22 protein-coding genes are annotated in these 25,772 nt (G+C 61.3%); 13 read left to right on the forward strand and 9 right to left on the reverse strand.

Annotated elements, in window-relative coordinates:
* Positions 1 to 31 precede the first annotated feature (31 nt).
* The gene (locus A4A58_RS25305) at positions 32 to 1,108 is read right to left on the reverse strand and encodes a substrate-binding domain-containing protein (protein ID WP_068737365.1); all 1,077 of its coding nucleotides are present in this window, start codon (positions 1,106 to 1,108) and stop codon (positions 32 to 34) included.
* 129 nt (positions 1,109 to 1,237) lie between these two features.
* Between A4A58_RS25305 and A4A58_RS25310 the strand changes: the two genes are divergently transcribed.
* From A4A58_RS25310 to A4A58_RS25320, 3 genes are all read left to right on the forward strand, one after another.
* Positions 1,238 to 2,722, forward strand: a complete 1,485-nt coding sequence (locus A4A58_RS25310; protein WP_068737367.1) for an aldehyde dehydrogenase family protein — start codon at positions 1,238 to 1,240, stop codon at positions 2,720 to 2,722.
* Between the two features lie 97 nt (positions 2,723 to 2,819).
* The gene (locus tag A4A58_RS25315; RefSeq protein WP_068737369.1) at positions 2,820 to 3,533 is read left to right on the forward strand and encodes a glutamine amidotransferase; all 714 of its coding nucleotides are present in this window, start codon (positions 2,820 to 2,822) and stop codon (positions 3,531 to 3,533) included.
* 151 nt (positions 3,534 to 3,684) lie between these two features.
* Positions 3,685 to 5,178 carry an aldehyde dehydrogenase family protein gene (locus A4A58_RS25320; protein WP_068737372.1) on the forward strand — a complete coding sequence of 498 codons (1,494 nt, stop codon included), beginning with the start codon at positions 3,685 to 3,687 and terminating at the stop codon, positions 5,176 to 5,178.
* A 99-nt stretch (positions 5,179 to 5,277) separates the two neighbouring features.
* Here the strand turns inward: A4A58_RS25320 and A4A58_RS25325 are convergent, their stop codons facing one another.
* The 3 genes from A4A58_RS25325 to A4A58_RS25335 form a co-directional block, all read right to left on the reverse strand.
* On the reverse strand, positions 5,278 to 6,795 hold the full coding sequence (locus tag A4A58_RS25325) for an acyl-CoA synthetase (RefSeq protein WP_068737374.1): 1,518 nt from the start codon (positions 6,793 to 6,795) through the stop codon (positions 5,278 to 5,280).
* Positions 6,796 to 6,878: 83 nt separating this feature from the next.
* A complete protein-coding gene (locus tag A4A58_RS25330) occupies positions 6,879 to 8,063 on the reverse strand; it encodes an ABC transporter substrate-binding protein (RefSeq protein ID WP_068737377.1) in 1,185 nt (394 codons plus the stop codon).
* A gap of 49 nt (positions 8,064 to 8,112) precedes the next feature.
* A complete protein-coding gene (locus A4A58_RS25335; protein ID WP_068737378.1) occupies positions 8,113 to 9,087 on the reverse strand; it encodes an NAD(P)H-dependent flavin oxidoreductase in 975 nt (324 codons plus the stop codon).
* Positions 9,088 to 9,178: 91 nt separating this feature from the next.
* Between A4A58_RS25335 and A4A58_RS25340 the strand changes: the two genes are divergently transcribed.
* On the forward strand, positions 9,179 to 10,069 hold the full coding sequence (locus A4A58_RS25340; protein ID WP_068737380.1) for a LysR family transcriptional regulator: 891 nt from the start codon (positions 9,179 to 9,181) through the stop codon (positions 10,067 to 10,069).
* Here the strand turns inward: A4A58_RS25340 and hydA are convergent.
* The 5 genes from hydA to A4A58_RS25365 are packed head-to-tail and all read right to left on the reverse strand — an operon-like array spanning position 10,055 to position 14,870.
* Positions 10,055 to 11,479, reverse strand: coding sequence for a dihydropyrimidinase (hydA, locus tag A4A58_RS25345; protein WP_068737382.1), 1,425 nt, complete (start codon positions 11,477 to 11,479; stop codon positions 10,055 to 10,057). The genes A4A58_RS25340 and hydA overlap by 15 nt on opposite strands.
* A 48-nt stretch (positions 11,480 to 11,527) precedes the next feature.
* Positions 11,528 to 12,253, reverse strand: coding sequence for a maleate cis-trans isomerase family protein (locus A4A58_RS25350; protein ID WP_068737385.1), 726 nt, complete (start codon positions 12,251 to 12,253; stop codon positions 11,528 to 11,530).
* Entirely contained in the window at positions 12,250 to 13,038 is a 789-nt protein-coding gene (locus A4A58_RS25355; protein WP_068737387.1) for an ABC transporter ATP-binding protein, read from the reverse strand. Before A4A58_RS25355 ends, A4A58_RS25350 begins: the two co-directional genes overlap by 4 nt.
* Before the next feature lie 3 nt (positions 13,039 to 13,041).
* A complete protein-coding gene (locus A4A58_RS25360; protein WP_068737389.1) occupies positions 13,042 to 13,857 on the reverse strand; it encodes an ABC transporter permease in 816 nt (271 codons plus the stop codon).
* Positions 13,858 to 13,865: 8 nt separating this feature from the next.
* Positions 13,866 to 14,870, reverse strand: coding sequence for an ABC transporter substrate-binding protein (locus tag A4A58_RS25365; protein WP_068737391.1), 1,005 nt, complete (start codon positions 14,868 to 14,870; stop codon positions 13,866 to 13,868).
* A 205-nt stretch (positions 14,871 to 15,075) separates the two neighbouring features.
* On the opposite strand from A4A58_RS25365, the gene A4A58_RS25370 reads away from it, so the two are divergent.
* From A4A58_RS25370 to A4A58_RS25410, 9 genes are all read left to right on the forward strand, one after another.
* Positions 15,076 to 15,822 (forward strand): GntR family transcriptional regulator, encoded by a 747-nt coding sequence (locus tag A4A58_RS25370; RefSeq protein WP_068737393.1) that lies wholly within the window; start codon positions 15,076 to 15,078, stop codon positions 15,820 to 15,822.
* Positions 15,823 to 15,967: 145 nt separating this feature from the next.
* The gene (locus A4A58_RS25375; RefSeq protein WP_068737395.1) at positions 15,968 to 16,942 is read left to right on the forward strand and encodes an NAD-dependent epimerase/dehydratase family protein; all 975 of its coding nucleotides are present in this window, start codon (positions 15,968 to 15,970) and stop codon (positions 16,940 to 16,942) included.
* Between the two features lie 4 nt (positions 16,943 to 16,946).
* Positions 16,947 to 17,705, forward strand: a complete 759-nt coding sequence (locus tag A4A58_RS25380) for an SDR family oxidoreductase (protein ID WP_068737397.1) — start codon at positions 16,947 to 16,949, stop codon at positions 17,703 to 17,705.
* Positions 17,702 to 19,132, forward strand: a complete 1,431-nt coding sequence (locus tag A4A58_RS25385; RefSeq protein ID WP_068737399.1) for an NAD(P)-binding domain-containing protein — start codon at positions 17,702 to 17,704, stop codon at positions 19,130 to 19,132. The genes A4A58_RS25380 and A4A58_RS25385 overlap by 4 nt, the downstream gene beginning before the upstream one ends.
* Positions 19,133 to 19,284: 152 nt before the next feature.
* Positions 19,285 to 20,901 (forward strand): ABC transporter substrate-binding protein, encoded by a 1,617-nt coding sequence (locus A4A58_RS25390; protein ID WP_068737402.1) that lies wholly within the window; start codon positions 19,285 to 19,287, stop codon positions 20,899 to 20,901.
* 112 nt (positions 20,902 to 21,013) lie between these two features.
* A complete protein-coding gene (locus tag A4A58_RS25395) occupies positions 21,014 to 22,045 on the forward strand; it encodes an ABC transporter permease (RefSeq protein ID WP_068737403.1) in 1,032 nt (343 codons plus the stop codon).
* Entirely contained in the window at positions 22,042 to 22,890 is an 849-nt protein-coding gene (locus A4A58_RS25400) for an ABC transporter permease (RefSeq protein WP_068737405.1), read from the forward strand. Before A4A58_RS25395 ends, A4A58_RS25400 begins: the two co-directional genes overlap by 4 nt.
* On the forward strand, positions 22,890 to 24,572 hold the full coding sequence (nikE, locus tag A4A58_RS25405) for a nickel ABC transporter ATP-binding protein NikE (protein WP_068737407.1): 1,683 nt from the start codon (positions 22,890 to 22,892) through the stop codon (positions 24,570 to 24,572). Before A4A58_RS25400 ends, nikE begins: the two co-directional genes overlap by 1 nt.
* Positions 24,573 to 24,747: 175 nt before the next feature.
* Complete coding sequence (locus A4A58_RS25410; protein WP_068737409.1) at positions 24,748 to 25,725, forward strand: Bug family tripartite tricarboxylate transporter substrate binding protein; 978 nt, start codon at positions 24,748 to 24,750, stop codon at positions 25,723 to 25,725.
* Positions 25,726 to 25,772: the final 47 nt, after the last annotated feature.

Consider the following 25,772-nt stretch of genomic DNA (forward strand, 5'->3'; position numbering starts at 1 on the left):
AACGCATGGACCGGCGTCCGTTCGCGCATGGCTATGACTTCTTCCCGTGAAACACCTCGTTCACGGTCTTGATCGCGCCGGTGTCCGACGCGGCATAGCCGGGCAGCTTGACCAGCACGTCATGAAACTCTGCGCTGCGCAGCAATGCGAGGATATGCTTCATCGGCTCCTGGTCGAGCAGCGTCTCGCGGCAAACGAAATAGTAGTCTTCGGTCAGCAGCCGTACGAAATCCAGCCCGAATTGCCGCGCCGCAGCCTCGACGCCGAAGGCGACGTCGGCCATGTCGCTGGCGACATAGGCGGCGACGGCCGCATGGGTGAACTCCACCTGCTGATAACCGTTGATCTGCTCGGGATCGATCTTGTGTTGACGAAGCAGCTGATCGAACAGCAACCCCGTGCCGGAATCCTGATCGCGATTGACGAAGCGGATCGCGGGATTGATCAGCGCTTCCATCGATGTGATGCGCAGCGGATTGCCGGGCTTCACCATCAGGCCCATTTCGCGGGTCGCGAAACCGACGACGCGATGGACGCGGTTGTCGACCCACTCCTTGCAGGCATTGACGCTGCGCTTGCGCAATTCGCCGCGCGGCAGATGCACGCCGGCGAGATCGCAGGTGTTATGCGCCAGCGACACCAGCGAGGTCTGGTTGCTGACATAGCGCAGATCGATACCCGTGCCCGCCGTGGTGTTCAGCATCTCGCGCAATTTTGACACGGCAAAACCGTGACTGGCATGAACGCGGATGACCGCAGGATGATTGGGCAGCAGCTCCTTGAGTTCGGTCGCCAGTTCCTGCGCCAGATTGTCGAGCTGCGGTCCGAGCCGCGCTTCCAGCCGTTCGCCGGCCCAGACCAGTTTCTCGCCAAATGCCGTCAGCTTGGTGCCCTTGCCCTTGCTCCGCTCGACCACCGGCACGCCGAAGAAGGCCGACCAGTCATTCACCAGGCTCCACGCATGGCGGTAGGACAGCTGGTTGCGGCTGGCCGCGAGCGTCAGCTTGCCGGTCTCGTTGATGTCCTTGAGAAAGCCGAGCATCACCGATGTCGGCTGGCGCGAGCCCGGCTTGCGGAATCGCCAGATGGTTTCGATATCGATGCGCATCGTGCTTCCTATCGCCCTGCCACCTATGTTCGCGATTGCATATGTGCCGCCGCGCCGTGACTCACGTTCTCATATTTACTGTCGATGCCCCTCCTGATCCGATCGTCGAAACATCGGGAGGTATACACTATGCCAGAGATCTCACATGCTGATCTTGCCATTTCTGCATCGTCGAAACTGACGCGCAAACGTCTCCTCATCGACGGCCAGCAGGTCGAGCCGTTGTCCGGCCGATATTTCGATGTCCTCAATCCCGCGACGGGCGAGATCATCGCCGTCGTCGCCGAAGCCGATGCCAGCGACATCGACCGTGCCGTCCGCGCCGCACGCAGGGCGCTCGAAGGCCCGTGGGGCCGCATGCGCGCGGCCGATCGCGGCCTCGTGCTGCAGCGCTTCGCACAACTGCTGGAAGATCACGCGCAGGAACTGATCGCGCTGGAAAGTCTCGATACCGGCAAGCCGCTCGCCGCCGTGCAGCGCCAGGACCTGCCTGCCGCCATCGACACGCTGCGCTACTATGCGGGCTGGGCCGACAAGATCAACGGACAGGTGATCCCGGCGCGCCATGACGCGCTGACCTATACGGTGCGCGAACCGATCGGCGTCGTCGGCGCCATCGTGCCGTGGAATTTCCCGCTGATGATCGGGATGTGGAAGATCGCGCCGGCCCTGGCCTGCGGCTGCACCATCGTGCTGAAGCCGGCCGAGATCACGCCGCTGTCCGCGCTGCGGATCGGCGAATTGGCACTCGAAGCCGGTCTGCCTCCGGGGACGCTCAATATCGTGCCGGGATTTGGCAAGACTGCCGGCCGCGCCATGGTCGATCATCCCGATATCGACAAAATCACCTTCACGGGATCGCCGACCGTCGGCCGCGAAATTCTCGCTGGCGCCGCCGGCAATCTGAAGCGCGTCACGCTCGAACTCGGGGGCAAATCGGCCAATGTGATCTTCGACGACGCCGATCTGGATTCCGCCACCAAGGCCGCCGCCTCCGGCATCTTCTTCAATTCCGGCCAGGTCTGCTCGGCCGGTTCGCGCATTCTCGCGCATGCGTCCGTCTATGACGAGGTCGTGGAGCGCATGACGGCCCGTGCCAAGGCAATCCGCGTCGGCGATCCCACGCAGTCCGGTACGACAATGGGACCGATCGTCTCCGAATTGCAGATGAAGCGTGTGCTGGACTATGTCGATATCGGCACCAAGGAAGGCGCAACCGTGACGACCGGCGGCACACGCATCGGTGATCGCGGCTATTTCGTCGCGCCCACGGTGTTCGCCAATGTCGAACACGAAATGCGCATCTCGCAGGAAGAGATCTTCGGCCCGGTCGTCAGCATCGTCAGGTTCTTCGATGAGGCCGATGCCATCAGCAAGGCCAATGGCACCAAATACAGCCTCGCCGCCGGTGTCTGGAGCTCGGATATCGGCCGCGTGCAGCGCTTCGCCAAACAGGTGAAGGCCGGTACGGTCTGGATCAACACTTATGGCTATACGGATGTCCGGCTCCCCTGGGGCGGCTCGCGCGATTCCGGCTTCGGTCGCGAGCATGGCGATGCGGCGCTCGAGAACTTTACCGAGCCGAAGGCCGTCTGGATGAATCTCAACGTCTGAGGCAACCAGCGCATCCGTGCGTCGCACAATCGGCTGTTGATCGTTATATTCTTATGGATATAACGATTGCCGGTCAATTGCGTGTGAGCCCCTCTTCATGAACCGTCACCGGCGTTCTGCCGTCGCCCTGCGTCATGTCGCTTTCGAGGACCTGGGCCTGCTGTCGTCGGTACTGGATCGTGAGGGATGGGACGTCTCGTTCTGCGATGCCGCCATCGACGATGTGTCGCACCGCTCCATCGTGGATGCCGACCTCCTGATCGTGCTGGGCGGCCCCATCGGCGTCTATGAGGCTGACGCCTACCCGTTCCTGACACGTGAGATCGCCCTGCTGGAACGGCGTCTCGCGCAGGGGCGCCCGACGCTCGACATCTGCCTTGGCGCACAATTGATGGCCCGCGCGCTCGGCGCCCGGGTCTATGCCGGCGGCATCAAGGAGATCGGCTGGGGCCAGGTGTCCCTGACCAAGCAAGGCGCAGGCTCATGCCTCGGCCCGCTGGCAGAGGATGGCGCCAGTGTCCTGCATTGGCATGCCGATACGTTCGATCTGCCGGAGGGTGCCATTCGTCTGGCCTCGAACGATGCCTATGACAATCAGGCCTTTGCCTATGGTCGCCATGCACTGGCGCTGCAGTTCCATCTCGAAGCCGATCCACGGCAGCTCGAGGAGTGGTATGTCGGTCACGCGGTCGAACTGGCCGCCGCCGGCATTCCCATCGCGCAGCTGCGTTCAAGCACCGCAGCCGTCGCCAACCGACTGCCAGCCCAAGCCGATCGCATTTTCACGCGCTGGATCCACGAGATCAGTTGAACGATTCCAAGCATCAATTCACGATCATGAATTCGCTGCGGAGACCTCCCATGCGCGGCGATAGGGTTCCCCGCCTTTACCCGTTTCGCGAAAACGATATATTCCGCGCGCTACAACGGCACTTCAAACAAACGTCCGGGAGGATCACATTATGGGCTTGATGCAGCCAATCTCTGCCACCGCGCACCCTTACGCGAACGGCTCCTACAAGCAGATGCTGATCGACGGCAAATGGCAGGACGCCCAATCCGGCAAGAAGTTCGAAACGCATAATCCCGCCACCGGCGAACTGCTTGCCACCGTCGCCGAAGGCGATGCTGGGGATATCGACCTTGCGGTCGCCGCCGCCCGCCGCGCCTTCGAAGGCCCATGGAGCAAGGCCAAGCCCTACGAGCGCCAGGCGCTGCTGCTGAAATTCGCCGAGCTCGTCGAGAAGCATTTTGACGAACTCGCAATGCTCGATACGCTCGATATGGGCGCGCCGGTCATGCGCACTTTCGCTGGCAAGCAGCGCATCCTGGGCATGCTGCGCTTCTATGCCGGCCAGGCCACACTGATCTATGGCGAAACGATCGAGAATTCGCTGCCGGGCGAGATCTTCTCCTACACGCTGAAGGAGCCCGTCGGCGTCGTCGGCGCGATCATTCCGTGGAACTCGCCGCTGTCAGCCAGCATCTGGAAGATCGGCCCTGCCATCGCCACCGGCTGCACCATTGTGCTGAAGCCAGCGGAAGAAGCACCGCTGACCTCGCTACGCCTCGGTGAGCTGGCATTGGAAGCCGGCTTCCCGGCTGGCGTCGTCAACGTCGTGCCGGGCTACGGCGAAACCGCCGGCGCCGCGCTGGCCTCGCATATGGACGTCAATAAGGTCGCCTTCACCGGTTCCCACTTCACCGGCCAGTCGATCATCCGCGCCTCGGCCGGCAACCTCAAGCGCGTGTCGCTCGAGCTCGGCGGCAAGTCGCCGAACATTGTGTTCTCCGATGCCGACCTCGATGCCGCCGTTCCCGGCGCAGCCATGGCGGTGTTCGCGAATTCCGGCCAGATCTGCAGCGCCGGTACGCGTTTGTTCGTCGAAAAGAAGATCTATGACGAATTCGTCGGCCGCGTCGCCGAATTCGCCAAGAAGCTGAAGGTCGGTAACGGTGCGAACCCCGACACCCAGCTCGGGCCATTGGTCTCCAAGGAACAGTTCGACCGCGTCACCGGCTATCTCACCACCGGAAGCGGCGAAGGCGCCAAGGCGCTGTCCGGCGGTGGCCGCCTGACGGACGGCGAACTGTCGAAGGGCTTCTTCGTGCAGCCGACCGTGTTCGCCAACGTCCAGGACAACATGAAGATCGCGCAGGAAGAGATCTTCGGGCCGGTGATCTCGGCAATCTCCTTCACCGACATGGACGAACTGGTACAGCGCGCCAACAACACGACATTCGGTCTCGGCAGCGGCGTCTGGACCAGGGATGTCAGCAAGGCGCACCGCCTCGCGAAGTCCCTGCAGGCCGGCTCGGTCTGGATCAATTGCTATCAGGCGATGGATCCCGCGGTGCCGTTCGGCGGCTACAAGATGAGCGGCTATGGCCGCGAGTCCGGCGTGCATCACATCGACGAATATCTCAACATCAAGGCAGTTTGGATCAACACCTGATCGCCGCTGTCCTCGAAAGAGAAAAGGCGCCGAGCAACGAGCTCGGTGCCTTCTTTTTGCGCCGTCATTGCAAGGAGTCCTTGCGACGACCATTGGCGATTAAGCGGCCGGCGCGGCACCGTATCGATCGCGCAGCTTGCGCTTGAAGATCTTGCCGGTCGACTCGCGCGGCAACGCAGTGTGAAAGTGGATCTCCTTCGGCACCTTGAAGTTGGCGAGGCGTTGCTTGAGATAGGCTTGGATCTCGGACGAGGAGAGCTGCGCATCATCTTCCAGCTCCACGCAGCCGACCAGCCGCTCGCCGAACTCATCGTCGGGCACACCGAACACCGCGCAGTCGCGCACGCCGTCCATGCCGATCAGCGTGTTCTCGATCTCGGCGGGATAGATGTTGACGCCGCCGGAGATGACCATGTCGCGCTTGCGATCGCACATGAACAGATAGCCGTCCTCGTCGAGATAGCCGACATCGCCGACGCTGATGAGCCCGTCGCGCCCGGCTTCGGCCCGTGCGTCGGGGCGGCCCTGATAATCGAAATCCGGCACAGAGGTCTGCCGCATGAAGATTTCACCGGGCACATTGACCGGACATTCCTTGCCATCGGCGTCGAAGATCTTGACTACGCCGCCCTCGATGGTGCGGCCGACCGTGCCCGGCTTCCTCAGAGCTTCCTCCGACGAATGCCAGATCGGCACGCCGGTCTCGGTGGAGCCGAGATATTCGTTGATCACCGGTCCCCACCACGCGATCATCGCCTGCTTCACATGGATCGGGCATGGCGCTGCGCCATGGATGATGAAACGCAGCGATGACAGGTCATAGCGCGACTTCACCTCGTCCGGCAGCCGCAGCAGCCGTACGAACATGGTCGGCACCATATGCATGTTGGTGATGCGGTGTTTTTCGGTGAGCTGCAGTAGGTCCTCGGGATCGAAACGCGGTTCGAGCACGATGGTGCTGCCGTGACGGAATGCCATCAGCCCATAGGAACTCGGCGCCGAATGATACATCGGCCCGTTCATCAGAATCATCTGATCTTCATTCGGCTTCAGCCCATAGGCGATGCCGCCGACGCGCTCGGATGCCGCTGCCTGTTCGGGCGTCATCGGCGCACGCGTCACGCCTTTCGGACGGCCGGTGGTACCGGATGTATAGAACATGGTCAGCGCGCGCTTGGAAGCGTTCTCCATCGGCGCTTGCTGCTCGCGCCAGTTATCGAAGTCGGTGCAGCCGGCAGGCACTTCGGTCGCGGTCTCGGGAATACCATAGGCGGCTGAGATTTCCGGTGGCGTGCGGACGACCAGAAGCGGCAACCCCTTTGGCAGGTTTTCCGCGATCTGCGGCAACAGGTCGGCGTGGCAGACCAGCAGCTTCGCTCCACTGTCAGCAAGAATATAGCTGACCTCTTCACCTTTCAGATGCCAGTTGATCGGCACCACACGTGCGCCAAGAGCGCCAGCGCCGAAAGCCGTCTCGAACAGGGCGAAATCGTTGCGCAGCATCATGCCGACCGGCGCATTGGCGTCGGCGCCGAGGCTCTTGAACCCGGTCGCCACCTTGGCAATACGCTGCATGATATCCGGATAGCTGATGGTCCGGTCGCCGCTGATAATCATTGTCCGCCCTTACGCTGTTCTTGAATCGATCGAAGCCATTGCTGGCTTCGATCTCTTTTCTGTCGATGTGATGGCACAGTTGCTCACTGATCGTCGAGCAATTCGCCAAAGCCTTCCCAGTTCTTGCCGTTGAAACGGCGCAGCCGCAGCTGCTGGAACGAAAGATAGTCGTCCTTGGCGGTATTCACCGTGACGCCCGCCAGCAGCAGCGGCAGCTTGACGTTCTTCATCGATGTCGCCTGCCGCAGGATATTCTCCCGGCTGACATCGTCGCCGCAGGCTTTCAGGATATGCGTGATAAGGTGGGCATTCAGGAACCCTGTCGCATAATTGGTGTTACGGGGGTCAGCCGACGGCAGGCTCTCCTTCATGAAGGCGAAATAGGCCTTCACGTCTTCGTCGTTGGCCCATTGCGCGTCATTGATGTCCTTCTGATAGCTCGACGTGATCAGACCGGTGGCATTGTCGAGACCGGCAGGCTCCAGAAATGTGATCGACGAGGCCGAGGTCGGGACGAACATCAGGTCAGGCTTCCAGCCGATTTCGGCAACGCCCTTGATCATCTGCGACGAGAATTTGCCGACCACGGCTCCGAACAGCACATTCGCGCCTGACGTCTTGAGCGTCGCAAGCTGCGACGAGATCGTCGGAGCGCTGGTCTCATAGGTCGCCTCGGACACGATCATCTTCGCGGCCTTGTCGCCCAAAGCCCGCTTGAAGCCGGCCACATAGTCTTTTCCGAGATCGTCGTTCTGCGCGAGAATGGCGATCTTCGCATCCGGCTTGGTCTTCAGGATGTGCTTGGCATAGACGACACCTTCCGATTCGTAGGCGGCCATGCCCGGCATGGTCCACGGAAAGCTCTTCGGATCCGCCCACTTGGTGGCGCCGCTCAGGACAAAGAGCTGCGGAATCTTCTTGCTGTTGAGATAGCGATGCACGGCATTGTTGGTCGCGGTGCCGAGCGTCCCGAACATCATCAGGACTTCATCCTGCTCGACCAGCTTGCGGGTCTGCTCCACAGTTTTCGGTGGCGAATAGGCGTCATCAAGGCTGATAAACTTGATCTTGCGCCCGTTGATGCCGCCGTCCGCATTCAGCTTGGCGAAATAAGCCTCCTGCGCGCGGCCAATCACGCCGAAGCCCGAGAGCGGACCGCTATAGGGCAGTGTCTGCCCGATCTTGATCTCTTCCTTGCTGCTGGCCGCAGCTTGCGTCGGCGCATTCACGCAGACGGCAAAAGCAAACAGCCCAAGCGTCCTCAGCATGACTGATGTCATGATTGTCTTCTCCCTATTTCGTTTTATCGAGCCGCGCTTATGCGCGTGCCCGTCTCGCAAAGTCAGAGGTCGCTTCCGCATATTCGCGCTTCAGGCGATCCACGAGTGCTGCCACCGACGGCGCATCGACGATTTGTCCGATGCCCTGGCCGCAGCCCCAGATGTCCTTCCAGGCCTTGACCTTCATGTTGCCGCCGGAGCCGAAGTTCATCTTGGTCTTGTCGGCCACCGGCAGATTGTCGGGATCGAGACCAGCTGCGGCGATGGACGGGCCGAGATAGTTGCCGTGAATACCGGTGAACAGGTTGGTGTAGACCGTGTCATGCGCGGCGAATTCGGTCAGCGCCTTCTTGTAACCCGCTTCGGCATTGGCTTCTTCGGTCGCAATGAAACGCGTGCCCATGTAAGCGAGGTCTGCGCCGAGCGCGAGCGCCGATGCAATCCCGTAACCGTCGGAGATTGCACCAGATACCAGCACAGTCCCCTTGAACCACTGCTTCACTTCACGCACCAGCGCGAAGGGTGACAACGTACCGGCATGCCCCCCGGCACCGGCGCAGACCAGGATCAGTCCATCGACGCCCTGCTCGGCTGCCTTGCGCGCGTGCTTGACGTTGATGACGTCGTGAAACACCACGCCGCCATAGGAATGCGCGGCCTCGACGATTTCTGACGGCGGGCGCAACGAGGTGATAATGATCGGAACCTTGTGCTTCACACAGGTCTCCATGTCCTTCATCAGCCGGTCGTTGGACGCGTGGCAGATCTGGTTGACCGCATAGGGTGCAACCTTCTTGCCCGGATTCTTCGCCTTGTAATCGGCCAGTTCATCCTCGATGCGCGTCAGCCACTGATCGAGCATTTCGACGGGCCGCGCGTTCAGTGCCGGAAACGAGCCGACGATGCCGGCCTTGCATTGCGCGATGACAAGTTCGGGACCGGAGACGATGAACAGCGGAGAGCCGAGCACAGGCAGCTCGAGGGTGCCATCGAGAGCTTTGGGGAGCGACATAGGCGTTTCCATTTTTATAACCGAACTATAGGGGTTGACCGCCCCCGCGTGTTGTTCGAATTTGAACAATAAGTCTTCCGGATTTGATCACATGGACTGGGATCTCTGCCGCACCTTCAATGCCGTCGTCGATGCCGGAAGCTATCTCGGTGCGTCCAGGCAATTGCGCACCAGCCATCCGACTGTCAGCCGCGAGGTCGCTGCGCTGGAGAAACAACTTGGCACCAAACTGTTCGTGCGCTCCGACGAAGGGCTGGTGCTGACCGCGCGCGGCCGCCGGTTTCACGAGAACACCAAGGCAATGGCCGAGGCCGCGCTGAAGGCGGAAGCCGTGGCCGGCGCGTCGGGCCAGAGCGCACGCGGCGTGGTCAAGGTATCGATCGGGCCGACGCTGGCGAATTTCTGGCTGATGCCGCATATCGGCGCCTTCATCCGCCAGCACCCTCATGTCGAGATCCAGCTCGTGACGCATCCATTTCCGGTCAGCGTGCGCAAACGCGAAGCTGACATCGTGCTACGCCTCTACCAAACCGGCGATGAAAATCTCACCGGGCGGAAAATCGCCAAGCTTGGCGTCGGCTTCTATGCGTCGCGCGATTACGCAGCGCGATGTCTGCTGCCGGAACAGCGCGCGGCGTGGAAGGACCACACGGTCATTGGCTTCGCGGACAAATCCTCGAATTCCGAATTGGGCCGCTGGAGCGACCACGTCACCAAGGACGCCACTGTCGCCATCCGCTGCTCGTCGCAGGCCGACATGCTCGCAGCGGTCCGCGCCGGAATCGGCATCTGCGTGCTATCATGCATCGTCGGTGACGCTCATGCGGATCTTATCCGCGTGGCGCCGCAGAAACTGACCAGCCTGTCCGATATCTGGCTGCTGGCCCATCCCGATCTCACGGATCAGCCGCCGGTGCGCGCCGTACTGGAATTCATCACCGCCTGCGCGCGCGACGACCGCGCGCTGTTACGCGGCCGTTGATGTCGCGCCCTTGCCGGGAAATGGCGCAGCACGGCTGACATAGCGTCCCTCGACTTTTCCGCCGACGAGCTTGCCGTCGCGCGTAACGAATTTCCCGCGCAGCATCGTTGCCACCGGCCAGCCCGTAATCTCCAGACCTTCATAAGGCGTGTAATCGGCGCCGTGATGCAGGTTCGCTTGGGTGAGCGTTGCTTGGCGCTTCGGATCCCACAGCGCGATATCGGCATCGTTGCCGATGGCGATGGAGCCCTTGCGGGTGAGGCCATAGGTCTTCGCATGATTGGTCGATGTCAGTGCCACGAACTGGTTGAGCGTGATGCGGCCCTTGCTGACACCTTCCGAGAACAGGATCGGAAGGCGCGTCTCGACACCTGGAATGCCGTTCGGAATCCAGCGGAAGCTGGTACGCGCGTTGGGTGGTTGCTTGCCCTGCACGTCGTCATAGCGAAACGGGCAATGATCCGACGAGAACAGTGAGAATACGCCCTGCTGCAGACCTTCCCAGCACGCCTGCTGGCTGGCGAGATCGCGCGGTGGCGGCGAGCAGACATATTTCGCGCCCTCCATACCCAGATCTTTCAGGTCTTCCTCGGTCAGCACCAGATATTGCGGACAGGTCTCGCCATGGATCGTCAGACCGCGCTGCTGCGCACGGCGGATTTCTTCCATCGACTCCCGGTTGGAGACGTGGACGACGACCATCGACACGTCGACCAGTTCCGCCAGCGAGATGGCCCGGTGCGTGGCTTCGCGCTCAACGACGATAGGCCGCGACTTGGCGTGAAAATACGGGCCGACATTGCCGTCGTGTTCGAGCTTGTCGACCAGAAAGCGGATGGCGTCGTAATTCTCCGCATGAACCTGAACCAGTGCACCGGATTCACGCGCCACGGCCAGTACCTGCAGGATCTGCAGATCGCTCAGCGCGAGGTCTTCATAGGTCATGAAGACCTTGAGCGAGGTGTAGCCATCGGCGATCAAGGCTGGCAGCTCCTGCCCGAGTACCGCTTCACTGGGATCGGCGATGATCAGGTGGAAGGAATGATCAATATGGCAATTCTGATCGGCAAGCGTGTGATAATTCTTCAACGCCTCGCGGATCGGTTGGCCCTTCGCCTGCAGACAGTAAGGCATCACGAAGGTGTTGCCGCCGAAGGCTGCCGCGCGTGTCGCACTCTCGAAATCATCGGCCATGACGATGCCGGGGCCGGATGGTTGCGCAATATGAACGTGGCTGTCGATACCGCCGGGCAGCACTAGCAGACCGGTTGCATCGACCGTCTCGTTCGCGTCGGTCAGCGCTTCGCCGATGGCAACGATGCGGCCGTTCCAGATGCCGACATCGGCTTTGTAGGTTTCGCTCGCGGTTGCAATGGTGCCATGACGAATGACGGTATCGAAAGCGGTCATGAGCAAAACCTCGTCAATTCAGCAACGCAGGATGCATATAGACAAATACTAGACTTGCTGAAACAGCGATCCCCATTGGGTGACGCGTTTGGTATCGACGCCAGCCATCTTCAGGCATTTCCAGACCACCGTGGCAATGGTGTCATAGACTGGAATGCCCGTTTCCCTTTCCAGTTTCGCCGCGGATGGTGCAACTCTCAAATTGGTGCAGATGATCGTGATAGCGTCTGGCTTTTCCTTGGCCACGTCCCGCGTCATATCCTCAAGTTGCACAACGGGCACTTCGGAGAACGAGAAGTTATCCTGCAGGCCGAGATGGCGTTCACCCTGGCACGCAAAGCCTAGCTTTTCATAATTCTCCAGAATCTTGGCCTGAACGTCGTCCAGATATGGCGTCACGTACCCCAGACGCTTCACCTTTTGATGTTCAAGAATCTCATTGAGAGCCAACATCGACGTCGTCGCAGGAATCCCGGTTGCTGCGGTGATCTGCTCGCACAGGCGGACATCCGCCTCAAAGCCGAGCCAGCCAGAGGATGTTCCATTCCAGCCGATGACATCGACCTTCGCATGAGCCAGCAATTCTGCGGCCCGCAGGATTTCCGAATTGTCGAATTGGGCGAGCGCCTTGTTCGACAGCGCGATCTCCGTGACCTTGAAACGCGAGAAATGCGCCGAGACTTCGGGCAATTCGCCAAGCATGGCAGTCGTGATCGGCTCCAGCGCCGTGTTCGACGAAGGCGTCAGCATTCCGAGAAGGACACGTTTGGTCATGGATGATCCAGAGTTTCGAGGGATGGTTTCGTCCGTTCAGATCGAAGCAGATCGAGAACGTGACGTTTGATTTCGTTGAACTGCGGGCTGGTGATGTCGCGTGGCCGCGGCAGGTCCAACGGGATGATTTCGCGTATAAGCCCCGGGCGAGCGCTCATCACGGCAACATGCGTGCCCAGCGTCAGTGCTTCGTCGATGCCGTGCGTCACGAAAACGATCGTGCCCTGGTGTTCCTGCCAGATCCGGACGAGTTCATTCTGCATATCCATCCGGGTCTGCTCATCGAGCGCGCCGAACGGCTCATCCATCAGGATGACCTGCGGATTCATCAGCAATGCACGGGCGATGCCGACACGCTGATTCATGCCACCTGACAGTTCGGACGGATAATGATTTTCAAATCCCGTGAGCCCGACCATGTCGATATAGCGCTGTGCTGTTTCGCGGCGCACGGCCTTCTGGCCGCCGCGCAGCAGCAGGTGGAAGCCGACATTCTCCCAGACCGGGAGCCACGGCATCAGGTTGGCCTGCTGAAATACCACCCCGCGCTCCGAACCGGGCGCCGTGATCAATTGACCATCGACGGTGACGGTGCCGGATGACGGCTTCTCGAAGCCTGCGATCATATTGAGAAGCGTGGACTTGCCGCATCCGCTGGGGCCGAGCAGACAGAGAAACTGGTTCTTCTCCACCTTGATATTGATGTCGTCGAGAGCCGTGACATCGGCCTTGCGTTTCGCGTCCTTGAAGACCTTGGAGACACCGGAGATTTCGATCGTCGCCATGACCTAGATCTCCCCGCTCTGGATCGTCGTGTTGCGCTGCCAGTGCAGCACGCGCGCCATCACGAGACGGATGCCGAAATCGCTGAGAAAACCGAGCAGGCCGATACTGGCCATCGCAGCCAGCACAAGATCGTAGCGCAGGAAGTAATAGGAATCCCACAGCACATAGCCGAGACCGCTTTTCACAGCGACCATCTCCGCCGTCACTGTCAGCATCCAGGCCGAGCCGATGCCGATCCGCAGACCGGCAAAGATGCTGGGCAGTGCGGCCGGCAGCACGATGAAGCGCAGCAATTGCCGATTGCCGCCACCCACCATCGCGCCGGCGCGGATCAGATTGCGATCGCAGGTCTTCACGCCGTGAATCGTATTGAGCAGGATCGGAAAGAACGCACCGAGGAACACCAGGAAAATCGCCGGCTTGTTGGCGATGCCGAACCAGATGATGGCGAGCGGAATCCACGACACCGGCGGGATCGGCCGGAGCGTCTGCAGCGTCGGCTCGATGATCACCTCGACAGTGCGGGACCACCCGATGGCGACCCCGACCGACACGGCCAGCGCCGTGGCAATGGCGAAACCCGCGAGAACGCGCGACAGGCTGGCGAGCATGTCGAACAGCCAGTGGCCGCTATAGGTCTGGGTATTGCCGTCGGTGCCGAACACCCAATCCGCCCAAGCCCAGGCCACGGTGGAAGGCGCCGGCAACAGCGCCGCAGGCAGTGCGCCGGATCGGGAAAATGCTTCCCAGCCGGCGAGGATCAGGACCGGCACGATATACCGATCCAGTCGCCTGAACATTGCGAGGGCCTGGGGCATGACCAGGCTCAGTAACCGAGTTCGGATTTCGGCTTGCCGGTGGCAGCCTCCAGGAAGCGGTAGTCCATGTTCTTCTCGACGGCCGCCGAAACGTCGGAATTGATATATTTCAGATCGCGCATCATCGCTGCGATGGCGAGCGCCGATGCGCGGTACATCTTCGGATCCGGATCGAGGTTCTCGACAGCGCCAGTGGCGATAGCTTTATCGAGGCCGGTGATCTTGGATATCACGTCGATCAGGGCACCCTTGTCCGCCGCGACGAATTCATCGACTTTCACAACCGCACGCACGGTCTCTTCGAGCTGCTTCGGTTTGTCCTTGACGACATCCGACCGCGTCAGAATCAGGTTGGTGAGCTTTCCCGCAGCCTGATCGTAGGGAAGGCCGAACATCTTGGCGGCCTTGGCCTGAAGGATCTGGGTGGCGAAGGGCTCCACGGTGCAGATCAGCTCGATTTCACCGCGACGCAGCGCCTGAAGGTGATCGGAGGGATTGGGAATGTTGACGAACTGCACGTCCTTGTTGATGTCGATGCCCTGCTTGGCAAAGGCGCCGCGCATATGAATGTCCTGCGCGTTGCCGCGGGACGCCGCGACGCGGAATGGCTTTCCCCCCGCCTTGTAGTCAGCGATGACTTTCTTGAGCGAAGCCCAGTCATTCGGAACGATCGACAGATCATTACCAACCAACATTGCCGAACCGCCATTGACCTGCCCGGAAATAGCGACCACGTCGAAACCCTTGTCGAGCGCGATCGCATAATGAAGATAGGTCACCTGCGCTACGTCGATGTTCTTCGAGACAAGCGCAGTCAGCGCATCCGTGCCTGTGTTAAATCCAACCGCATCGATCTGAACGCCCTTGGCGTATTGCGGGGTGAGCGACATCGGTGTGCAATGCGCACATTTCGCATAGCCGAGCTTGATCACCGACTCGGACTGGGCCATCGCGGCCGGGGCAATCGATGCCAAACAAAGCGCAATCAGAATGCCGAGCAGATTTTTCTTCATCGTCGCAATCTCCGGAGCGGGTGGCGGTGAATTCACGATACGTCCACCACTCAGCAAGCCTCATGCCAATCCGGATACGATATGCAATTATAAAATTATATAGTAATATCAATTACTATGAATTATTATCATCTCGACTTCGATGCTGCATTTTTGGGCGAAGGATGTCGTTTGGAGGCAACCTCGCCACCCGAGAGACTGAACCATGAGTGAGATTGCCCCACGCGCGAAGCTTCGGACGCGCTTCAAGCCGACACGGCTGAAACTCTCCTCGGATCATTCAAAACGGCCGCTGGACCGTATGTCGCTGCACGATCAACTCGTCGCGAAGGTGCGCGAAATGATTGTCGATGGCGAACTCCAGGCCGGAGCCCCTTTGCCAGAAAAGATGTTGTGCGAAACGTTCGGCGTATCGCGCACACCGTTGCGCGAAGCATTCAAGATACTGGCCTCCGAGGGGCTGATCGAACTGCGCCCTCACCGCACCCCTGTCGTCACCCCGGTCGACAGGGAAGAAATCGCAAACAGCTTTGCGATCATGGTCGCGCTGGACGGCGTTGCCGGCGCCGAGGCCGCAATGCGCGCGACGGATGAAGATATTGCCCGGCTCAGTGCGATGCATGACCAGCTTGTTACCCTTCATCGCGAAGCATCGCGCCCGGCCTATTTCAGGCTGAACCAGGACATCCATATCGAGATTACCAGGCTCGCCAAAAATCCTGTGCTCCTCAATATCTGGACGACGTTGAACGCGAATATCTATCGGGCACGGGCCACCGCCAATTATGACGCGGCACGATGGACGGAATCCGTAAGGGAACACGAGGCTTTCATGGCTCTGCTTCGCGCGCGCGACGCGCAAGGATTTGCAGCCTCCCTCAGTGCGCATACGCGCAAGACGGGCGATGCCGTTCTTGCGACATTGAAGATTGCGACCGACACGAAGACCTAGCAGGCCTCTATCACGACGAATAAAGCCTGGGCCCGTATCGCTGCACACCGCATAATCGCCAAGCGCCTGCAAAACGTGCTTTGGGCGTGGAGCGCAATGGTCCAAACAGGGGCGAAGGACCGCCTGGCGGTTCATAGGCTGATCGATGAAGATTCTCGTTTTTGGCGGCACCGGCTTTGTCGGATTGAATATCGCAGAAGCCCTGTTGAAGCGCGGCCATGTGGTGACCCTGTTCGACCGTTCGGGTCTGCCACCGGCGGCGCAGCTTGCCTTCGCTGACTATGGCGATAGGCTTTCGGTGATCATCGGCGATGTGCTCGACCGGACATTGATCGACAGTGTCATCACCACCGGCTTCGATGCCATCGTTCTCGGCGCTGCGATCACGGCAAGCACAGAGCGCGATGCCGCCGATCCGGAAAGCATCCTGCAAGTCAACCTGATGGCGCAAACGCCGATCCTCGCGGCAGCACGCCGCCATGGCGTGAAGCGGGTGATCAATCTGTCGTCCGCTGGAGCATACGGCACCTCCGCGTTCAAATATCCTGTTCTCGACGAAGAACTGCCCTGCGATCCCGTCTCGCTCTACGCCATCACCAAATTCGCATCCGAGAAGGTCGCATCGCGTCTTGCCGCGCTCTGGCAGACCGATTTCATCAGCGTGCGGCTCAGCGCCGTGTTTGGGCCATGGGAGCGTGCAACAGGCGTACGGGATACGCTCAGCCCGCTGATGCAGATTTTCACGGCGCACGCGAAGCAGAGCGCCGCCATTCTGGTCCGTTCCGGCGTGCGGGACTGGATCTATGCGCCCGATGTCGCCGATGCCATGACTTTGCTGATCGAGGCACCAAAGACGCAGCATCGCCTCTACAATATCTCGAACCCGACATCGTGGTCGGCGCTGGAGTGGGGCCAGCAAGTGGCAGAGCGCCGTCCGGGCTTTGTGTGTCGCCTGGCGAGCGTCGGTGAAACCCCGACCATCGATCTGCACAGCGACAGCGACCGCGCACCACTTTCGACGGCGCGACTGGAACAGGAATTCGGATGGCGCGCCAAATTCGGCTGCACCGACTCAGCCGCGGATCTGATCGACTGGTCGGCGCGGCACAGCGAAGGATGAGCATATGAGGCTTCAGGGACGTACCGCGATCATCACCGGCGGCGGCTCAGGGATTGGCCAGGCCAGCGCCATCCTGTTCGCACAGGAAGGTGCCTTCGTCGCCCTGGTGGACCGCGATCAGGCGGGCCTGAAGGAAACGCTGACGGCTTTGCCCGATCAAAACAATGCTTCGATGCATGTCGGCGATGTCGGCGACGGCGATTTTGCGCAGACAGTCACCAGCGAGATCATCGCGCAGCGCGGCCAACTCGACGTGCTGATGATATCGGCCGGTTTTTCCTGCGGCGGCACGGTGATCACCACGGCGCCTGAGGATTGGGATGCGGTATTTCGCACCAATGTCGGCGGCACCTGGCTGTGGGCGCGTGCGGCCGTCCCGCAAATGCAGAAGCAAGGCAAGGGCTCGATCATTACGCTGGCTTCGCAGCTCGCGATCGCCGGCGGCAAGGGCAACAGCGCCTATATCGCTGCCAAGGGCGCAATCATCAGCCTGACACGGACCATGGCGGTGGATTTCGCCACCGACGGCATTCGCGTCAACGCGATCGCGCCGGGCGCCATCGACACGCCGCTGCTGCGCCGCAGTTTCGCGCGCCATGCGGACCCCGAACCCGTGCGCGATGCCTCGCGCAATCGTCACGCCATGAAGCGGTTCGGTCTCGCCGAAGAAGTCGCGCAGACCGCGCTGCATCTGGCGAGCGATGCATCCTCCTTCACCACCGGCACGGTCATGCCGGTCGATGGCGGATGGCTCGCAGCATGAACGACGCGCTCAAGGCGCTGGAAGCGCAGGTCCGCGACGATCTCCACAAGATCGCCCATCCGAACATGCCATGGCTGCAGCCGAAATCCGCGCCGGACGGCACGCCCGCACTGGACGTACTGATCGTTGGCGCCGGTCAGTCCGGCGTCGTCACGGCCTTCGGCCTGCTGCGCTCGCAGGTCAGCAATATTCTCGTTGTCGACAAAAGCGCAGAGGGCCGCGAAGGCCCCTGGCTCACCTACGCCCGCATGCCGACGCTGCGCAGCCCGAAGCACTTCACCGGCCCTGATCTCGATATCCCCACCCTCACCTATCAGTCATGGCACGAAGCCATGTTCGGCAAGGATCACTGGCAGGCGCTCGATCGCATCCCGCGCGGCCACTGGGCGGACTATCTGCTGTGGTTCAGGCGCGTTACCGACGTGCCTGTACGCAATGGCTGCGAGGTCCTGGACATTGGGCCTGCCGCGAACGGCTTGCTTACAGCGACCGTGCAGAGCGCCGGCGGTATTGAAGTTATTCATGCGCGCAAGATCGTTCTGGCCACCGGCCAGGAAGGCATGGGCGACTGGATGCTTCCGGAGCAGCTCCAGCACCTGCCACGGTCACTCTGCGTCAACGCATCCGCGGATATCGATTTCGAAGCCCTGTGCGGCAAGACCGTCGCCGTGATCGGCGCCGGTGCATCCGCCTTCGACAATGCGGCGACCGCACTCGAAGCCGGCGCTGACGTGCACCTGTTGTGCCGCCGCGCGGAAATCCAGATCGTCCAGCCCTATCACTGGCTAACCTTCCGCGGGCTGCTGCGTCACTTCAGCGAGCTCGACGATGTCTGGCGCTGGCGCTTCATGCGCCGGCTGATGGACTTGCGCGAAGGCTTCCCGCAGCCGACATGGGATCGCTGCGCGCGGCATGCAAGCTTTCACTTGCATGAGAACGCGCCCATTCAGTCAGCACAAAAAATAGGCAACCAAGTTACGCTGCAGACACCACAGGATACCTTCACTGCAGACTTCGTGATCTGCGGGACCGGCATCGACATGGATTTCGCGAGCCGCCGCGAATTGCACAATTGCGCCGGTAACATCGCGACCTGGTCCGATCGCTATCAGCCGCCGGAAACCGAGCTCAGCCCGCGCCTTGGCTATTTCCCCTATCTCGGCGATGATTACGCGCTGATGGAACGCGTTCCCGGCACCACGCCGTGGATCTCCGACATCCATCTTTTCGCAATTGCGTCCACCATGAGCTTCGGCCCGTCGGGGTCATCGATCAATGCGATGACCACCGCGATTCCGAAACTGGTGCATGGTCTGACGCGCGGCTTGTTCCGCGCGGATATCGAGCGATACTGGACCGCGTTCGAGGCCTATGACGTTCCACAAGTGACCATTGCGAGGCAGCCGGCAGCTGCGTCGAAAAGCTAAAGGACCAAATTATCCCAGGCGGAAAACTCCTCCCGCCTGGCACCTATCGACCGTCGTTTGGCGCGTTCCTTGCTTCAATGGATGGGTCGCTCGACAGCCTCGGCACTGACGAGTCCGTTCAGAGTTTCCGTCGAATTCAGAGGATAGGGTTTATGGGACTGATCTATTCGAAGCAGATGCTCGGCGCCGCCGCAGCGCTGGCATTGTTTACCGCCGCCGTTCCTGCCAATGCGCAGACCCGTGCAGAAACCCTGCGCTACGTGACCGGCGCCGCCGTCAACACGCTCGATCCCAATATTCCAGGCTCGACCCGCGAAGCTTTCGCCGTCAGCCTCTCGACCTATGACCGTCTCGTCTCGTTCGGCCGCAAGCAGCTGAACGGAAAATGGGTGTTCGATCTCGACACGATCCGCGGCGAGCTCGCAGAGTCCTACACCGTCAGCCCGGATGGCCTGAAGATCACCTTCAAGCTGCGCAGCGATGCGAAATTCCAGGACGGCTCGCCGGTCACGGCCGAGGACGTGAAGTGGTCGCTCGACCGCGCCGTCACTGCGAAGATCCTCGGCAAGGCACAGCTACTGACCGGTTCGCTCACCGATGCCAGCCAGTTCAAGGTGATCGATGCTTCGACCTTCGAAGTGACACTGCCGCAGCCGGACAAACTGGCGCTGCCGAACCTCGCCACGGTCTATCCGATCATCATCAATTCGAAACTCGCCAAGGCCCACGCCACCGAGGAAGATCCGTGGGCACAGGCCTGGCTCAAGGAAAACACCGCCGGATCCGGCGCCTATATCGTCGAGACCTTCAAGCCCGGCGAGCAGGTTATCCTCAAGCGCAACGACGCCTGGAATCGTGCCGCCGGCGACAAGCAGGCCTTCTTCAAGCGCCTGATCATCCAGTCGGTGCCGGAGCCGGCAACGCGCGCCAACCTGGTTGAAAAGGGTGACGCCGATATCGTCATCGATCTGCAGGCCAGCGACGCGCAGGCGTTAGAGGCCAAGGGCAAACTGCAGGTGATCTCGACGCCGCAGTATAACGCGATCACCTTCATCTCAATGAATAACCAGATGGCTCCCTTCGACAAGCCGGACGTGCGTCGCGCCGTGGCCTATGCGCTGCCTTATGACGACATGTTCAAGGCCGCACTCTTCAGCCGCGGTGATTTGCTGGCCGGCGCGACCTGGGCCGATGGCAAGCCGCCGAGCGGTGCATTTCCGATCAAACAGCCGATCAAGCTCGACCTCGAAAAGGCCAAGGCCTATCTGAAGGCCGCAGGCTATCCGGACGGTTTCTCCACCACGTTCAGCTTCAATGTCGGCCAGTCGGCCACGGCTGAGCCGATGGCTGCGCTGCTGAAGGAATCGCTCGCCAAGATCGGCATCAAGGTCGATATCCAGAAGCTGCCGGATGCGCAGATGTCGACGCAGATCACCGAGAAGAAGCTGCCCTTCTTCACCGAGGGCATCGTCGCCTGGCTGCCGTCGACCGACTACTTCTACCGCAACTTCTACACCGGCAATCAGCGCTGGAACTACTCGTCAATCGACAACGCCGAGTTGACCGCGGTCGCGCAGAAGGCTCGTTTCGAGGCTGACAAGGCTAAGTACGAAGCCGACGGCAAGATGCTGAACGCGATGAACTTCGACTTGATGCCCCAGATTCCGCTGTGGCAGCCGAGCCAGGACGCGGTGATGGCCTCGAACCTGACGGGCTACACCTATCAGTTCCATCGCCAGGTCGATTACCGCGACCTCAGCCGGAAGTGATCGCCCGACCACCATGCGAGCAAATCCCGAAGCGCCCCTCTGCGGCGCTTCGGATCTACGCAGCTTGCGAACTTCACTGCAGCGAGCTGCCCATGACTACGAGTAACCGATCATGACGACACTGGGCGCAACGGCCATCCGCGCAGCGCGACGCTTCGCATCCTCTTTGCCTGCGTTGTTCGGCGTGCTGATCTTCACCTTCCTGCTGATGCGCGTTTTGCCGGGCGATCCCGCCGTGTTCTTTGCCTCCGGACCCAACTCCGGCAAGGAAGAGATCGAGACGATCCGCAAACAGATGGGTCTCGACAAGCCCGTGCCACAGCAACTGTTCCTGTATCTCTACGACGTCGGCCGCGGCAATCTTGGCCGTTCGCTGATGACGGGCCAGAACGTCACCAAGGACTTGCGTGAGCGCCTGCCCGCCTCCCTCGAACTGACTTTCTCGGCACTTCTGATCGCACTTGTTCTCGCAATCCCGCTGGGTGTCCTTGCAGCGCTGAAACCAGGATCGCTGGTCGATCACGGCGTGAGGCTCTTCTGCGCGCTCGGGGTCTGTGTCCCGACCTTCGTGTCGGGCCTGCTGCTGATCTATATCTTCTATTATCTGTTCGGCGTGTCGCCCGATCCGACCGGGCGCGTCGATATCTTCACAACGCTGCCGCCAGCACATACCGGCTTTCTGTTGATCGACTTTGCGCTCGCCGGCGACTTCGATGGCTGGTGGGCCGCATTCAAGCAATTGATCCTGCCGGCCTGCACCATGGCGCTGTTCGTTATCGCGCCATTGGCGCGTATCACCCGCGCCTCGATGCTGGCCTCGCTCGGCAGCGACTTCGTTCGCACCGCGCGTTCTGTCGGCCTGTCATGGTGGCGCATCATCATCACCTATGCGCTGCGTAATGCGATCCTGCCCGTCATCACCATCGCCGGCATCGTGTTTTCGACCATGCTCGGCGCCAATGTGCTGGTGGAGAAAGTGTTCTCCTGGCCCGGCGTCGCCTCCTACGCGCTCGACGCGCTGCTGTCGTCGGACTATGCCCCGGTGCAAGGCTTCGTGCTGCTGATGGCTTCGGTCTTCGTTATCGTCAATCTCGTCGTCGATGTGCTCTATGGCATCGCCGATCCCAGGATTTCCATCGGATGAGCAGCGCAACACTTCAACACGCCGCATTCATCCTGCGCGGCAACCCCATCACCGGCATCGCCGCCATCGGCGCCGCGCTGCTGATCTTCGTCGGCATCTTCGGTCCGTGGATCGTACCCTATGATCCCATCGCATCGAACGTTCAAAATGCCCTGATGCCGCCGAGTGCCGCGCATTGGGCCGGCACCGATCAACTCGGCCGTGACGTTTTCAGCCGCATCATCGTGGCCGCGCAACTCGATCTCGCGATTGCCGTCTCCGCCGTCGGCATTTCTTTCGCGCTCGGCGCCGTCATCGGCGCCCTCTGCGGCTATTCCGGCGGCAAGCTCGATCGCGCCGTTGGCCGCTTCGTCGACGTGCTGATGGCCTTCCCGCTGTTCGTGCTGGCTATGGCGATGGTCGCCGCACTCGGCAACCGCGTCGAAAACATCGTCATCGCCACCGCGATCATCAACCTGCCGTTCTATATCCGCTTCGCGCGCGCCGAAGTGAACGTCCGCCGCAATCTCGGCTGGGTCGAAGCCGCGCGCGCCTGCGGCGACAGCCATGTCTCCGTCGTGCTGCGCTTTCTGCTGCCGAACGTCCTGCCGGCAATGGTTGTGCAGATGTCGCTCAATCTCGGCTGGGCCATCATCAATGCCGCCGGCCTCTCCTTCATTGGCCTCGGCGTCAAGCCGCCGACGCCGGAATGGGGCATCATGGTCGCCGAAGGCGCTCGCTTCATCTCCACCGGAAAATGGTGGCTTGTGGCGTTTCCCGGCCTGGCGCTGATGCTGGCCGTGTTGTGCTTCAATCTGCTCGGCGACGGGCTGCGCGATATTCTTGATCCGAGACAGCGAACGTGATGACGACACCAAAACCGTTGCTCGATATCGAGAATCTTCAGGTCACCTTTTCAACGCGCCGCGGCCCAGTTGAGGCCGTGCGCGGAATTTCGCTGTCGCTTGCCGAGGGCGAGACGCTTGGCATCGTCGGCGAGAGCGGCTCCGGAAAATCCGTCACCGGTTTTGCGATGACGCGTCTACTGGACGCGTCGGGTAAAATCGCCGGCGGCCGCATCAGCTTCCGTGACCGCGATATTACCAAAATGACTAGCGCCAGCCTGCGCGAGATGCACGGCTCGGCGATGGCCATGATCTTCCAGAATCCACGCGGCGCGCTCAATCCGATCCGCGCCATCGGCCAGCAGATCGCCGACGCCATTCTGGCGCATCGCAAGATTTCCGCATCGGAAGCCCGCGCAGAGTCGCTCGAACTGCTGCGCGCGGTGAAGATCCGCGATCCCGACAAGCGAATGAACGCCTACCCCCACGAACTTTCCGGTGGCATGTGCCAGCGCGTGATGATCGCGATGGCGATCTCCAGCAATCCCGCATTGCTGATCGCCGACGAGCCGACCACCGGCCTCGACGTCACCACGCAGAAAGTGGTGATGGATCTCCTCGCCAGTATCGCGGCCGAACGAGGCATGGCGACGATCCTGATCACCCACGACCTTGGCCTCGCCGCCCGCTATTGCCGCCGCGTCGTGGTGATGGAACAGGGCAGACTGGTCGAGGAAGCCGACGCCCTGACGCTGTTCCGGTCGCCCCAGCATCCCTACACCAAGCGGCTCGTCGCAGCGTCGCCAACCGCGACCTCGCGGGTCCAGGATCTCGTGACCGACGACGAGAAGCTGCTGGTACCGGCCGTCCCCCTCGCTCCGCCGCCAAAGCCGGCGCATGGCACGCCGCCGCTGCTGGAAGTTCTCGATCTCGTCAAACGTTTCGACGACGGCACTGTTGGCGTCGAGAATTTCTCGATGGCCATCGCGCCCGGCGAAAGCGTCGGCCTGGTCGGCGAATCCGGCTCCGGCAAGAGCACGACCTCGCGCATGATCTGCCGTTTGCTCGATCAGACCGAAGGCACCATCAATTTCAACGGGCAGTCGATCAGCCATATTCCCGCACGCGACTTCCACCGTGCGCCGCAGCGCCGCGAGATCCAGATCGTTTTCCAGGATCCGAACGACAGCCTCAATCCGCGCTTCAACGCCTTCGATTGTATCGCGCATCCGCTGATCCGCCTGCTCGGCATGCGCAATGGAGCGGCGCTGCGCCAGCGCGTCGGCGAATGCGCTCACCGCGTCGGCCTGCCCGCCAATCTTCTGGAGCGCTTTCCGCACCAGCTCTCCGGTGGCCAGAAGGCCCGTATCGGCATCGCCCGCGCGATTGCCTGCCGGCCGAAGCTTCTGGTGCTGGACGAGCCGACTGCCGCCCTCGACGTCTCCGTTCAGGCCGTGGTGTTGCAGCTCCTCGACCGTTTGCGCCGCGAAGACAATCTCGCCTTCCTGTTCGTCAGCCACGATCTCAACGTCGTGCGCATGATGTGCCAGCGGACCATCGTGCTGCGCAACGGCGCCATCGTCGAAGAAGGCGAGAGCCATCAGTTGTTCGACAGCCCGAAAACTTCCTATACCCGCGAGCTCGTCGATGCAGTTCCGCATATCGAGATGATCGCCGCGGAAAAAATGGCCGCCGGCGCCTAGCCGCGGGTGGCCAGCGGCGAAAGGCCTCAACTGTCGGCCTTGTCCGGTTCCATTGGCGTAACCATACCGACTATAGTGTGAGTTGTACCGGCGCCGGATACCTTGCATCCGCGCCTTATCTCGCAGAACATAAGACCAAGCGTCCCCAATGACGCAATAAAATCGGGAGGATTCCGTGCGGATCAAAGCCGTTCACGTTGCCTTGCTTGCCGTCATGGCGAGCTGTTCTGCGATCACGACCGGCGCGTACGCCCAGTGGCCGCAGAAACAAGTCACCTTCATCGTTCCCTTCGCTGCCGGCGGCGGCACCGATGCCTTTGCGCGGCCACTGGCGGCGCAGCTCGATACCCAGCTTGGCAAGCGCGTCATCATCGAGAACCGCGCCGGTGCGGGCGGCACGGTCGGCGCCTCGGCAGCGGCCAAGGCCGCACCGGACGGCTACACTTTCTTCATGGGTGCGGCGCATCACGCGATTGCGCCGTCGCTCTATCCCACCCTCGACTACGACATCGAGAAGGACTTCATCCCGGTCGCTTTGATCGCCCGGCCACCGCAGGTCATCGTGGTCAATCCCGACAAGATCTCGGCCAAGACGCTCGGTGAATTCATCGCCTATGCGAAGGCCAATCCGGACAAGCTCTCCTATGGTTCGGCCGGCGCCGGCACAACGCATCATCTGGCCGGCGAGCTGTTCAAGATCCTGACCCAGACCAAGATCCAGCACGTGCCCTATCGCGGCGCGGGGCCCGCCATGCAGGATCTGATCGCCGGCCACGTGCCGGTGGTGTTCGACGGTCTCGGCTCATCGGCCGCACCGATCCGTGCCGGCCAGCTCCGCGCGCTGGCGATTGCCGCCCCGAAGCGCGTGGCGGCCTTCCCCGATCTGCCGACCGCGGCGGAAGCCGGTTTGCCGAATTATGAAGTCGCCACCTGGTACGGGCTGTTTGCGCCCAAGGGCACACCGCCCGACATTGTCGAACGCATGGCGAAGGAATTGAAGACGGCAATGCAGACGCCGGCGATCAAGGAGGCGTGGGAGCGCAACGGCTCCGATGTGCCCGATGTCGCCGGCGCTGACTTCGGCAAGATGGTGTCGGCCGAAGTCGCGCGTTGGCGCAAGGTCGTAACCGAGGCCAACGTCAAGCTCGACTGATCCGAGCGAACAAACGAAAGCCCACCGGACGCGGTAACCTGCGTCTG

The organism is Tardiphaga robiniae (assembly GCF_001618955.1).
Lineage (GTDB): Bacteria > Pseudomonadota > Alphaproteobacteria > Rhizobiales > Xanthobacteraceae > Tardiphaga > Tardiphaga robiniae_A.